The sequence below is a fragment of the Sulfitobacter brevis genome, from assembly GCF_900112755.1.
In the GTDB taxonomy this organism is placed as follows: domain Bacteria; phylum Pseudomonadota; class Alphaproteobacteria; order Rhodobacterales; family Rhodobacteraceae; genus Sulfitobacter; species Sulfitobacter brevis.
Genome location: NZ_FOMW01000004.1, coordinates 36667 through 50163, shown reverse-complemented (window position 1 = coordinate 50163; position 13497 = coordinate 36667). Strand labels below are relative to the sequence as shown.

The 13497-nt window shown below is 55.9% G+C and carries 10 protein-coding genes; 5 read left to right on the top strand and 5 right to left on the bottom strand.

From position 1 onward, the window contains the following. Positions 1-268 precede the first annotated feature (268 nt). The 4 genes from BM174_RS06255 (at position 269) to BM174_RS06235 (ending at position 7744) form a co-directional block, all read left to right on the top strand. Positions 269-1990 (top strand): IlvD/Edd family dehydratase, encoded by a 1722-nt coding sequence (locus BM174_RS06255; RefSeq protein ID WP_093922998.1) that lies wholly within the window; start codon positions 269-271, stop codon positions 1988-1990. Between the two features lie 16 nt (positions 1991-2006). Then, on the top strand, positions 2007-3320 hold the full coding sequence (locus BM174_RS06250; protein ID WP_093922997.1) for a nickel pincer cofactor-dependent isomerase, group 22: 1314 nt from the start codon (positions 2007-2009) through the stop codon (positions 3318-3320). Between the two features lie 151 nt (positions 3321-3471). Beyond that, positions 3472-4272, top strand: a complete 801-nt coding sequence (gene larE, locus BM174_RS06245) for an ATP-dependent sacrificial sulfur transferase LarE (protein WP_245766281.1) — start codon at positions 3472-3474, stop codon at positions 4270-4272. Positions 4273-5242: 970 nt separating this feature from the next. Beyond that, positions 5243-7744: a cation:proton antiporter gene (locus BM174_RS06235; RefSeq protein WP_093923256.1), complete on the top strand. Its 2502-nt coding sequence runs from the start codon at positions 5243-5245 to the stop codon at positions 7742-7744. Between the two features lie 726 nt (positions 7745-8470). Here BM174_RS06235 and BM174_RS21035 read toward each other — a convergent pair. Continuing rightward, on the bottom strand, positions 8471-8956 hold the full coding sequence (locus BM174_RS21035; RefSeq protein ID WP_177209425.1) for a hypothetical protein: 486 nt from the start codon (positions 8954-8956) through the stop codon (positions 8471-8473). Between BM174_RS21035 and BM174_RS06230 the strand changes: the two genes are divergently transcribed. Beyond that, positions 8850-9746, top strand: a complete 897-nt coding sequence (locus BM174_RS06230; protein WP_093922994.1) for an aldehyde dehydrogenase family protein — start codon at positions 8850-8852, stop codon at positions 9744-9746. The two genes, BM174_RS21035 and BM174_RS06230, sit on opposite strands and share 107 nt — an antisense overlap. A 321-nt stretch (positions 9747-10067) precedes the next feature. Here the strand turns inward: BM174_RS06230 and BM174_RS06225 are convergent, their stop codons facing one another. From BM174_RS06225 to BM174_RS06210, 4 genes are read right to left on the bottom strand one after another with little or no spacing between them, the layout of a single operon-like run. Then, complete coding sequence (locus tag BM174_RS06225; protein WP_093922993.1) at positions 10068-10802, bottom strand: ABC transporter ATP-binding protein; 735 nt, start codon at positions 10800-10802, stop codon at positions 10068-10070. Next, positions 10799-11557: an ABC transporter ATP-binding protein gene (locus tag BM174_RS06220; protein ID WP_093922992.1), complete on the bottom strand. Its 759-nt coding sequence runs from the start codon at positions 11555-11557 to the stop codon at positions 10799-10801. The genes BM174_RS06225 and BM174_RS06220 overlap by 4 nt, the downstream gene beginning before the upstream one ends. Beyond that, the gene (locus tag BM174_RS06215) at positions 11554-12540 is read right to left on the bottom strand and encodes a branched-chain amino acid ABC transporter permease (protein ID WP_093922991.1); all 987 of its coding nucleotides are present in this window, start codon (positions 12538-12540) and stop codon (positions 11554-11556) included. Before BM174_RS06215 ends, BM174_RS06220 begins: the two co-directional genes overlap by 4 nt. Then, complete coding sequence (locus tag BM174_RS06210) at positions 12537-13427, bottom strand: branched-chain amino acid ABC transporter permease (RefSeq protein WP_093922990.1); 891 nt, start codon at positions 13425-13427, stop codon at positions 12537-12539. The genes BM174_RS06215 and BM174_RS06210 overlap by 4 nt, the downstream gene beginning before the upstream one ends. Positions 13428-13497 lie beyond the last annotated feature (70 nt).

The window sequence follows — 13497 nt, the reverse complement described above, 5'->3', positions numbered from 1 at the left end:
CGCCGTTCGGGTTCTCTAAATAGGGGCAAGGCCGCGTCCGGCCTCGATCCTCGCGGGCCTCCCTGCGGGGGAGCCTGCGCGAGGGTGTGACATGCGCGCGGCCTCAAGCGACATCTGACAGCGAGAAGAATCGACTCTTTGCGGCCTCGGTACCGCGCAGCGGCCACATCGGCGCGGTGCAAATTCAACGTTGCCGCCACTAGACATGCTTACCTGCTTATCATACAAGTTGATTGGCAAATGAGCACTATTGTGGAGCGGTTGGTGAATGACTGATAAGAAGACTGGAATGGCAAAGGGGCTGGCGAACTACGGGGACGCGGGATTTTCTCTTTTTCTTCGCAAGGCATTCATCAAGGCGATGGGGTATTCCGACGACGCACTGGATCGTCCGGTTATCGGTATTACGAACACCTATTCGGGCTTCAATGCTTGTCATCGCAATGTTCCTGACATCATCGAGGCGGTGAAACGCGGCGTTATGCTGGCGGGCGGGCTGCCGATCGAATTTCCAATTGTTTCAATCCACGAAGCCTTTTCCCATCCGACTTCGATGTTTCTGCGCAACCTCATGTCCATGGACACTGAAGAGATGGTGCGGGCACAGCCGATGGATGCTTCTGTGCTCATTGGCGGGTGCGACAAGACAGTTCCCGCTTTGCTCATGGGGGCCGCAAGCGCCGATATTCCTTCGATTCTGACCGTGACGGGACCGATGATCACAGGGAGCCACCGGGGTGAGCGCCTTGGGGCTTGCACGGATTGCCGGCGTCTTTGGGGTCAGCACCGGGCCGGTGAGATTGACGAGCGTGAGATTGAAGAGATTAATGGCAAGCTGGCTCCTGGGGCAGGGACTTGCATGGTGATGGGTACTGCAAGTACCATGGCTTTGGTCTCCGAGGCTATGGGCATGATGTTGCCGGGCGGGGCTTCAATCCCTGCAGTTCACGCAGACCGACTGCGCCATGCAGAGGCCACGGGCGCCCGTGCGGTTGAGCTTGCCGCTGAAGGGCTGAAACCCACCGAGATCATGACGAAAGAGTCGATGGCGAATGCGGTACGGGTCCTTCAGGCGGTTGGCGGGTCGACCAACGGAATCGTCCATCTCGCGGCCATCGCTGGCCGGCTCGGCTTTGATCTGGACATGGAAGACCTTGATCGCATGGGCGCAGAGACACCTGTTCTTGTGGACCTGAAGCCATCGGGATCCCACTATATGGAAGATCTCTTCAAAGCGGGCGGATTGACAACGGTCTTGCGTGAGATCGAGCATATGATGAACACTGACTGTGTGACAGTCAGCGGAAAAACTCTTGCCGAAAACATTGCAGAAGCGCCGGCCTCTTGGCCGCAAGACGTTGTAAGGTCACTGGATAATCCGATCCATAGCGGCGGCGGGCTGCGGCGTCTTCGCGGCAACCTCGCGCCAGGTGGGGCGATCATCAAGCAAGCGGCGGCGACAGAGGAACTGCTTCAGCATACGGGGCCGGCAGTGGTCTTTTCCTCACTTGCGGACATGGCTGAACGGCTCGATTCGCCTGAGTTGGACGTAATGCCTGACAGTGTACTTGTCCTTCAGAACGCCGGGCCGAAAGGCGCGCCCGGCATGCCCGAGGCTGGCTACATCCCGATTCCGAAGAAGTTGGCCGCGCAAGGGGTCAAAGATATGGTGCGCATCTCTGATGCGCGCATGAGCGGCACTGCCTTTGGGAGTATAGTGCTCCACATCAGCCCCGAGGCAGCCGTAGGAGGCCCGCTTGGCCTAGTGCAAGACGGAGACCTTGTAAAACTTGATGTAGCTGCAGGGACTATTGATGTGCTCCTGTCGGAAGATGAGCTGCAGCAAAGGAAAGCTGTGTGGAAAGCGCCTGAGCATATTGGCGCGAAGCGCGGCTATGAAAAGCTGTATTTCGATGAGGTTCTGCAGGCAGAAGATGGCTGTGACTTTAACTTCCTGAGAGCACATCCCCGAGACAAACCCGTATCTTGATACCGAAAGGTGCCCTATGAACCATGCTCAATTTCCATCGCTTGCCTTTCCGCACCTCGACAAGGTTGAATTGCCAGACGTGACCCGCGTACGGTTCAAGCGGCAGGCCTCGAAGGCAATCGAGAATGTCGAAGAAGCGGTTAGGGGTGAGATTCAGCGCAGCGACCGGCTGAAGCAAATGCCTAAGGGGGCCTCTATAGCTGTCGCGGTCGGGAGCCGCGGCATTGCCAAGATTGATTTAGTGGCAAGAGCGACGGTCCAATGTCTCCGCGAGATGGGACATTCCCCCTTTGTTGTCCCCGCCATGGGAAGCCATGGCGGGGGCACAGCAGAGGGGCAGAAGGAGGTCTTGGCGAAGCTCGGTATGACCGAAGAGAGTTTGGGAGCCGAAATACGCTCCTCGATGGAGGTGGTCGATTACGGGGAAACTCCGGACGGCGCGCGCTGCAAGTTTGACAAGATCGCTGCCGAGGCTGACGGGATCGTGGTGATCAACCGGATCAAGTCGCACACCACCTTTGACCGGCCCATCGAAAGCGGCTTAGTCAAAATGGTGGCTGTGGGCCTTGGTAAAGCGGAAGGCGCGCGCGCTGTACACCGAACCGGTCCGGATGCCTTTCTCAGGACCCTGCCCAATCTTGCAGCCATCGCGCTGGATAAGGCCCCCGTTGCGCTTGGGATCGCTCTTGTTGAAAACGCTCAGAAACAGCTTCATATAATCGAAGGCGTGGCGCCGTCGGATTTCTTCGCTAGCGATGAGCGTCTGCTCAAGCTGGCCAAATCATTTATCCCTCGTTTGCCATTCGAGCAGCTGGACGCTCTTGCAGTCGAGCAAATCGGCAAAGATATCTCCGGGGCCGGAATGGATTTTGCGGTCACGGGCCGCGCGGATTTGCGATCCATGCCTAACCCCGCACCTTTCATTGCGCGAATAGCGGTTCTGGGCCTGACAAAAGGCACGGGCGGAAATGGGTTGGGTGTTGGGTTGGCGGACTTTACGACATTAAGCGTAATGGAGCGGATCGATATACAGCAGATCTATATGAACTCGCTGACTTCCACGATGGTGGAAAAGTCCCGGATTCCGATCGTCCTGCGAAATGACAAGGATGCCCTGCGCGCCTTGGTTTCCACCTCATGGTCCAAAGACGATAGATCGACGCGCTTTTGCCAAATCCGTTCAACCTTGCATTTGGACGAGGTCCTGATCTCGGCATCTTTGCTTGAGGAAGCGCGCCAGTCCCCTCTTTATGGCGGGGAAGAAGATGTAGGACCGCTTGCCTTTGACAGTGAGGGGCAGCTGACCTCCCGCGCATACGTGGCGGGGTGAGGACAACTCGGAGCGTGATGTAGGCGCTCTTGGATGAATGGTTGAAGTGTGACACGCACATTGGGGTGAACGGCATGAGTGATGAAGCGTCAACGCAGGATTGATAGCCTCCACGGGGGATCAGATGACCAAGTATAAGCCTTTGGAAAGATTGCGCGAAATTCTGGCGCGTCACAAGCGCCTCGCAATTGCTGTGTCTGGCGGTGTTGATAGTTTGACCCTTGCCCATGTTGCCCATGACCTGATTGATGTGCGCATTCTTCATGCGGTCTCCCCAGCGGTCCCGCCTGTCGCCACGGCGCGGGTCGCGGACCACGGGAGACGCTTTGGCTGGGACGTCAGAATGATTGAGGCGCGTGAGTTTGAGGACCCTCAATATCTGCGTAACCCCGCCAACCGTTGCTTTTTCTGCAAATCGAACCTCTATGCGCGCATATCGGCGTTTACTGATTGGCAAATTGCATCGGGCGCTAACCTCGATGACCTGAGTGATTACCGGCCAGGCTTAGTCGCGGCAAAGGATCATGGGGTGGTTCATCCCTTTGTGGAAGCGGAAATCAGCAAGAAGGACCTGCGCCAAATCGCTTCTGAACGCGGTTTGGCGGATATCGCGGAGCTTCCAGCACAGCCATGTCTGGCAAGTCGTATTTCCACAGGGATCCCGGTCACCGCCGAAGATCTTGCGTTTGTCGACAGCGTGGAAGCCGAAGTCCGGGGTTTTTCTCCGAGTGCTGAAGGTGTCCGGTGCAGAATCCTTAACGACGGCGTGGTGTTGGAGCTTGCCGGGGTCAGGCAATCAGAGTGGGAGGAACTTGGGCGCATTGTCGGGGAAAGAGCGTCTGTATCAGGGCGTGATTTCTTAGGCGTTCGCCCTTATAGCCGTGGTTCCGCGTTTGAACGCTCTGCGGAGGACAGTTTCTTGTCAAGCTTCGCAACGGACAGCGGCGTTTGAGCATTTAATTTGCAGTCCGAATCCTCCATAACATACAGCGGAGCATTGTAGTGAGGGCGGCGCCAATGTAGGTGCGATTTTCCGGCAGATAAAGCCAGTACATCCAGCGCTTCCCGGCGCACGAACTGGACCGAGCAGGTTCCAACGTCGTTCACCAGCACGTAGAAACTTATGGAGAGATCCAGTAGCCGATCGCGTAGATCACACTCATGCCTGCAAGCAGTACAATCCAATCGTAGAAGACCGACTGGCATTCGGTTTCATCGTGTGCGGACCTGTCTTCCGGTCCAACTTCATCAACGCTGTCCTTCTGACCGGGTGAGTACTCGAATTGCAATTGGATGTATTCCAGCTCGGAAATCGCCGAGCGCGAGGTACCACTCAATGCACGCAACTCTCACGAAGGACAGTCTCGATGCACGTTGTATTGCTGATATTGATGCTGGTAGGTCACTTCGCAAGTGGTAGGCGCGTCCCAAACGATAAATATTTGTGACTTGGATCAAGGAGGGAGCGGCCCCAGAAAGTCCACCGGAAGACTCGGAAACAGCAGATCCTCATTATGCGCTCCCAAATGTATTTAGGATATGGGGGCGAAATTATGCACCTTGACCGCAGCGCAATCCGCCGCCCGAAAGGGGTTGTGGATCGTCGCAAAACTCTGCAACCCTAAGTGGACATCCTCATCGAGATTTTGTTGTGTACGAATCTTTGATTGCCGATTGCTGGCCAGTTGATAAGTTCTAAACATTTAACTCTGCCTGCATGTTTGCAGCCCCTGCGCTGGCCAATTATGTTCGTTGTGGCTGCATAGTTAACGCGCTACCAACTATCTAAATTAATGTGAACGGCCGACCGCACGCCGTAGCGGATTTCGCTGGAGAACTGCCTCACCAACTAATCGCCTCTAAGGATGACGTTCCATCAGAACGCGAATTTTTTTCATTTAGATTTCCAGAACTTTTTGCCCATGAATATCGTATTAATCACTGCAGTCATCGCTTCGCTCTTTCTCGTCATTGGCGCGGCTGAACCGTTGGCCGCACGGCTGCGGCTACCCTACAGCGTGATCTTGGCTCTTGTCGGTATTCTAATTAGCGCGGGCGCCATCTTCTTTCTCCGTACTGAGCTGACGGATGCACTAAACCCTGTCGCTGAAGCGATCCTTGGTTTGCCAATCCGATCCAACGTGTTCCTCTATGTGTTTCTGCCAACGCTGTTATTTCAGGCAACTCTGGAAATGAATCTGCTTCGTATGCTCGACGATTGGGTACCCATTATAGTGCTCGCGGTGGTGGCCGTCGTGGTGGCTACGTTGGGCGTCGGATATTCACTGGCATGGGCAAGCACACTGCCGCTCGCTGCCTGCTTTCTGATCGGGGCCATTGTATCCACGACAGACCCGTCGGCTGTCGTCTCTATTTTCCGCTCGATCTCGGCGCCCCGCAGATTGGCGCGGATTATCGAAGGCGAAAGCTTACTCAACGATGCCGCCGCGATCGCGCTCTTCGGTTTATTCATGGGCTTTGTCATGCTGGGGATGCCCGACCCCACGTTGACAGATGCGTTAGGACAATTTCCGCTGCTTATTGGCGGCGGCGTCATCGCAGGGTGGGTCGCCGCACGACTGTCTGTATGGCTCATGTCAATCATCGCAAACTACGAACGCGCGCAGATTTCTCTGTCGGTCGCCCTGCCATATCTCGTCTATATCGGCGCGGAGCAAATCATCGGTGCATCTGGCGTCATTTCAGTCGTCACAGCCGGGATCACGATGAACCTGTCGGGCCCTCGCCGATTGTCTCCGGAGACCTGGAAGAATTTGACCGAAGTCTGGGATCTGCTCGCGCACTGGGCCGGTGCACTGATCTTTATTCTGGCAGCACTGCTTATACCGAAGCTGTTGGGAGAAGTGCGTGCGGAAGACCTCGTGCTGGTCGGCGTCGTAATCTGCGCTGCTGTAATAGCACGGGCGGTCATCCTTTTCGGCCTGCTGCCACTACTAACTTTGCTGCGCCTTTCACCAGTCGTTGAACGGCCCTACCGCGCCGCGATCCTTTGGGGCGGACTAAGGGGGGCTGTAACCCTTGCACTTGCTCTGGCAGTCACGGAGAGCACGAGCGTCCCGATTGAGATCAAACGTGTAGTTGGGATATTGGCTACCGGCTTCACATTGTTCACTCTGATTGTGCAGGGGACAACATTGCGGTCTGTTATCAGGTGGCTTGGCCTCGACCGGCTGTCTCCGATAGATGAGGCACTGTCACGGCAAGTAGTCGCGGTTGCCCTTCAGACTGTGCGTGAGGACGTTGAACGGACCACCGAAAACTATGAACTAACCCGCGAAATAGTCCGGTCCGAAGCAAAGAGCTTTGGCGAACGCTTGGACGAAACTGTTCAGGCTGCAGACAATGGCGCGGCAATCCTTGATCGTGACCGAATTACCTTGGGATTGATCGCATTAGCCGGACATGAGCGTGATACCGTGCTCATTCGGATGCGCGAAAACACAATTTCGCAGAGGATGGCGGAACAAGTGCTGTCTGATGCCGACCGCCTGATCGAAGGCGCGCGTTCTGGCGGTCGAAACGGGTATCAGCGCGCAGCGCGAATGAGCGTGTCATACGGCAGGGGTTTTAAGATTGGCGTGGCTTTGCAGCGACGACTGAACCTGTCGGCACCTCTGGCCCGAATGACGGCCGACCGATTTGAGCTGTTGCTGTCGCAAAGGCTTATTCTTAAGGACCTTGATACATTTATCGACAGCCGGATCCGCCGCATTCACGGGCGCCGGGTCGCGGATCTGCTGCACGAGTTACTGGCACGACGGGTCGAAACGATGGAAACCGCCTTGGAGGGACTGCGCCTGCAATACCCCGGATATGCGGAAAAACTTGAGCGCAGGTTTATCCGCCGGACGGCGCTGCGGCTGGAAGAGCGCGAATACAACAATATGCGTGAGGATGGGCTTATCAGTGAGGAAGTTTATACCACTCTCATGCAAAGCCTAAACGAGCAGCGCTCAGTAGCTGAGAAACGCCCATCCCTCGACATCGCCATTCAACGGTTAGAACTCGTCCAGCAGTTCCCTTTGTTTGCTGGGATTGATGATGCAGCGCGCAAAAAGCTGGGTCGTGCGCTTAAGACTGTATACGTGAACTCTGGCGAGCTGATCATCGGCAAAGACGATTCGGCACAAAGCGTGTACTTCATCGCATCTGGTGCGGTGGAGCTGGAAAGCGCCGGACAGACTTGGCGTCGAGGCGGCGGCGAGATGTTCGGCCAGATTGCCATCCTAACCAAAAAAGCGGTTCGCACACAGGTGCGCTCTATCGCTCCTTCGACTTTACTCGTGCTCGATGCTGAACGCTTCCACCGTCTGCTCGCCCGAAGCCCCGAGATCCAGCAGGCCATCCGTGCAAGCGCAAAAGAGCGTGGCATAGACCCAGAGGCCCTCATTGCGAGTGACTAATCGCGTCATGTCCTATGGCCTGTCGTCGTCCTATAAAACACCCCTCACTTCCAATCTGCTTGAAGGTTTGCTTCACAGTATTCGTGGATAAACGGCTCGCGTATGCAGCGAATTGCCGCTCTCCGCCCTTGTCTCGGATTGGCACGAACGGCCCTATCCGGCCATTGGACCAGCCTTCCAATGCCGCAGCGCGGCTTCTCCAGACCGGCCGTTCGTGCATCGCGCAGCATTTTCGGCAGCTGATAGATCGCAGCGCGCATAAAGTGTGATTTCGCAGCAAATGCACCACAGTTGGCCTTGGCGAGGTCGTTCAAAGATACTCACTCGTAGACCCCAATACGAAATCGGCCGGGGCGGCTGGCTCACAGCACAATGGTTCCTGCCCTTTTACTACGACAACAACTCCCCGTCGTTCCAAGTGGACTGGCACTTGATTATATTTCACATACCAAATCCATATGTGACGCCCGACTTCCGGGGGTGGTTTAGTGCATCCTTTGTCATGGCACCTGACATCACCAAAATGATCCTTGATGGGAAGCAGCCGCTCGGGTTTACCTCCGACTGGTGCAAGCGACATCAGTTGCCCAGCAGTTGGCAAGACCAGCGCGCGCTATTAGCGACTCTCTAACATCGTAAAGCCGGACACTGCTACCGTCGGAATGCGGTTTGCAGACACAGGGCGTTGTCGTGCCAGATGTGCAGGGCAAAATGAGTCTGCAGATATTATGCACACCCGTAACCCACGGACAACGCGCCGCTATATAGAGCGACCCTTGCAGCGTCTGTATTTGCGGAAGTGTTTGGCTGGGATGGTAGGATTTTTTGCCATAATAACAGTCCCTTGATAACATTGGGATATATGTCCGTCGTTGTTGATCGAAAATCAAGTTTGAATTGAACGAGCGTTACAGTAAAAATTTCAATTCGGTCGGAATCATAAACGTGCTCAAGCAATTCATATAGCGCCAAAGTGTTCGCTATGGTCCGGTACGAAAACCCACTTTTATGCTGCAGATCCTCAGCCAGTTGTTCAATTCGGCGCACATAGGTGCTCCCGCCGAGTATATCCGCGGCGTCTTCATCGGTGGCCCGGAATTGTGCAATGTTGCGCCCGCTCCGATGCTTGCGTTCGCAAAGTTGGTCCAAGAGGCCGGGGTTCCCGGCTGGCGTGGTTTCGGTCATCACAGGGGACGCGGAGAGTTGCGCCATCCCTTTGACCCGTCATCCTGATGTCGACCGGATCGCCTTTACCGGCGGGCCTGAAACCGCGCGCCATGTGGTGCGCAACTCGGCCGAGAACTTTGCCGTGACCTCGCTTGAACTGGGCGGGGCGGCGAACGGGCTGATCGCGGGCAACTTCGGGGCATCGGGACAGAGTTGTGTCGCCGGATCGCGCGGCCTGATCCATCGGCCCATCCTCGAGGCGCTAATAGAGCGCATTGTGCAAACGGCCCAAGCGATAGTTGTCGGTGATCCTCTTGATACTGCAACGCATTTGGGGCCGCTTTGCACCAAGGCACAGATCGACCATATCGTTGCAATTCTGGCGAAGGCGAGGGCGCAAGGCGCGCATATCCGGTTTGGCGGCGCACCGCTGGAGCGGCCGGGCAATTACATGGCACCGACGCTGGTAAAGTGTGAAACGCATAATATCGAAACCGCGCATGTTGAATTGTTCTTGCCAATCATGTCGCTGATCCCTTTTGATACCGAAGAAGAGGCCATATCCTTAGCCAATAGTACGCCATTCGGGCTTGGATCGGGAGTGTTCACGCAAAACCTTGCGCGCGCGCACCGCGTATCAAAGCGGCTCAAAGCCGGGATTTGCTGGATCAACACCTACCGTGCTATTTCACCCATCGCGCCCTTCGGTGGATACAACCACTCAGGTTACGGACGCGAAGCTGGCGTGGATGCGATCTATGACTATACCCGCACGAAAACGACTTGGATCAATACGTCGGACACGCCGATGGCGAACCCTTTTGTGATGCGGTAACGCGAGTGAAGCCGCTTGCCAGATGAATCGTGCATTCGACCCAGCCTTGTGGCGGCAAGATTTCTCTGTCGCTGTCCTGGGCCAAGTTATCGGCTATTTAGTATTGGCTACCAATTATATATGATTGCAGCCAGCCTTGATGTCGCTTGTCTTAATCACAGTCCATGACACAGTCCTTCGATTGCATCCCCTGTTTGATCCAAACAACAGCCTGATGGGAGGATACCAGAGCCCCCGAACTGTTTGAGCTAATGACGCAGGTCGAAGCATGTTGGATACAAGTGCAGCTTTCACGGTTTAATATACTCGGCGCCTTTCAATTCAGATTCCGAGATACGCGCGACGAATTCGATCATCTTGGGCCAACTCTGTCGCAATTCCCTCAAACTCAATGCTGCCCGAAGACATTACATATGCCCGTCCTGCGCTTTCAAGTGCGAGGGAAACGTTTTGTTCTACCAGCAGGACAGAGACTCCGCTGTTGTGGATCTCGTGAAATCGATCGTGCATCTCTTCGACCACAATTGGCGCGAGGCCAAGGCTCGGTTCATCCAGAATAAGCAGCTTGGGGTCCAGCATCATGCCACGCCCGACGGCCACCATCTGCTGCTCGCCGCCTGAGAGCGTGCCCGCCAGCTGGGTGCGCCGCTCTTTGAGACGGGGGAACAGGTCGAAAATACGCGCTATTGAGTCGCCAACCCCAGAGGATTTTCCCCGCGTGAAGGCCCCCGTGCGGAGATTTTCTTCTACGGTCATTTCCGTAAATACATGACGGCCTTCGGGGACGTGAGCGATGCCTAATGTCGGCACGCGGTGGGCGGGAGTGTTCAGCAAGTCGTGCCCCAAAAACGAAATGTTTCCGCTGGTCTGAGGCATCAGACCGGAAATCGCCTTAAGTAAGGTACTTTTTCCAGCAGTATTTGCGCCGATGATCGCCAGAAATTCGCCTACCTGCATGGTCAGGGACACGTCCTTGAGTACCCATGCGCCCCCGTAAGACGCGCAGAGGTTTTCGATAGTCAAAAGCGGGGCACCGGTTGCCGATGGTGTCGTCATGCCAGAACCTCCGGCGCTTGGTGTTGGCGTTTCTTGGCGAAGGACGATCCCAGATAGGCTTCGATAACCCGATCATTCTGGGCAATGTCTGTGGGCGTGCCATCGGCGATCAACTCGCCGAAATTGAGGACCAACAACCGTTCGCACAATTTCATCACTGCTTTCATGTGATGTTCGACCACGACAAAGGTAATGCCCTCGTCGCGCAAAGAACGCACCAGCGTGATGACGTCCTCCATTTCGGCGGGGGTAAGTGCGGCCATGACCTCGTCGAGTAATAAAATGTCAGGCTCGGTGCATAGGGCGCGGGCCACCTCTACGCGGGCGCGCTCGGGGAAGGACAGATCACCGGCCTTTTTGTCTGCGATGCTGGCAAGTCCGACCCGCTCCAGTATAGCGCGGGCTTTCTTGCGGGCCTCGGGGAGGGTGTTTTTCAACAGCCCGCCGGTGACCACATTATCAAGTACCGAGGATTCCATGAACAAGGCGACGTTCTGGAAGGTTTTTGTCATCCCGCGGGCAGCGATCTTGTGCGGCTTCAACCCGCCACTTGGTGCACCGCGCAGCAGGATCTGCCCCGCACTCGGGGGGTAGATGCCGGTCAGAACGTTGAAGAGGGTGGTCTTACCGGCACCATTGGGGCCAATCAGGCCGACAATTTCTCCGGGGTCCAATTCAAAGCTGACGTCGTTGACGGCTACAAGGCCGCCAAACCGTCGGGTCAGGTTCTGGACCTGAAGGATGGGGGCTGTCATTGCGACCCTCCTTTCGAGAAAATCCGGTTCTTGATCTGTCCGATAAGGGCCACCAGACCTCGGGGGTTGATCAGGATGATCACCACGAGGATAACGCCGTAAGCGAATTGCGACAGCCCCGCGACAGAGGCTCCGAAGTAGCTGTTGGCAAACTCCTCCATCGGAATGATGAACGCGGCCCCGAGCAGTGGTCCAAGAAGCGTGCCGACGCCGCCCAGAATTGCGATCAGTGCCATCTTAACCGAAATCGTCGCCACACCGAACACCGTATCGGGGTCAAAAAAGAACTGGAATTGCGCATAGAGCGTACCCATAAAGGCAGTAATCGCGGCCGAGACCGTGCTTGCGATCAGTTTGGCGCGATAGGTGTCTACGCCGATAACCTCAGCGGCCTGTTCGTTTTCCTTTATGGCCCGCAACCGGAACCCCAAGGCGCCAGTCTGGATCTTCCAGAACACGAGGCAAATGATCACCAAGGCGATCAAAAATAGGTAATAGTTGGGCAAGACCGTGGGAAATTGCATCATCCAAAGGCTGCTCTCGCGGGAGTAGGGGACGGATATGCCGACCGGACCGCCTGTGACGCTGGCCCAGCTATTAGCGATGACGCGCATCGCCTCTCCGGCTCCCAATGTTGCCAGAGCAAAGTAGTGCCCCTTCAGGCGCACCGTCGGCACGCTGAGCAGCAGGGCGAAAAGCACGGCCAGCACCATACCCAAGATTCCACCGAGCCAAGGCGAAAGGCTGAACAACCGCAACAGGATGGTTGAAGTATAGGCCCCGATCCCGAAATAGGCCGCATGCCCCAGCGAAATCTGGTTGGCCAGACCGCCTACAATGTTCCAGGCTTGGCCCAAGGCCGCAAAAAGCATCGCAATACACAAGATGCGAATCTCATATCCTTGTGGGTCGAGTGTCAGCGGCAAGAGTGACATGACTGTAACAGCCACCACTGCCAGGGAAGGATAGAAAAAACGGGTCATGAGCGTCTCCGTGCGGTCAGCCCTTCAGGCTTGAGAGCGAGCACCAGAATGAAAATTACGAAGAGCGTCAGGTTTTGGAGCTGGATCGGCAATATCAGTGCCGAGAACGACTGGATCAGCCCGACCATGATGCCGCCAACTACGGCCCCGGCAACCGAGCCCAGCCCGCCAAGGACAACGGCGGTGAACATCAGCACCACAAACTGCGACCCGACGGTCGGAGAAGCGGTGATATAGGGCAGAATAACCGCACCGCCAAAAGCGGTGGTGCCGACGCCGAGGCCGAAGGCGATCATATACATCTTGTCGGTGTTGATCCCCATCAGCTTGGCCGCCATCGGGTCTTGGGACGTGGCGCGCATTGCGCGCCCCCATGAAGTGCGGTTAAGAAAAAACCAAAGCGAGGCGCCGCTCAGGAGAGCCATCAAGAAAGCATAGAGCTTATCCAGCGGTACGAGGATTCGACCGGACTCGCCGGAAAAAAGGGTTAAAGCCTGTGTCTGGTAGGAAGTACTGACAGACCGAAAATCGGCCCCGAAGAGCAAAAGCGCACCGTTTTCCATGGCAAAGAGTAATCCGACGGTGAGGAAGATTTGTGCAACTTGAGGGGCGCCGATGATCGGCTTGATCAGCACCCGCTGCATGCCCATGCCGATAAAAAATGTGATGATCAGGGCAATGAACGCGCCCAGCATTGGGTCGATTCCGGCGTAGGCCCAGGCAAACCATGCAATAAACATACCCAGCATGAGAAACTCTGCATGGGCAAAGTTGACGATATGCATCACGCCAAACACAAGGCTCAGCCCGATTGAAATGACGGCATAGACGCCGCCGATCAAAACGCCGTCGATCAGCGTTTGAAAGAAGGTGGTGATCGATTGCATAGTCTGCGGGATCCTGCTGCCACTGGTCCTGAACGGCTGAGTACCGTTCAGGACCCTGAGTTGGAATTGG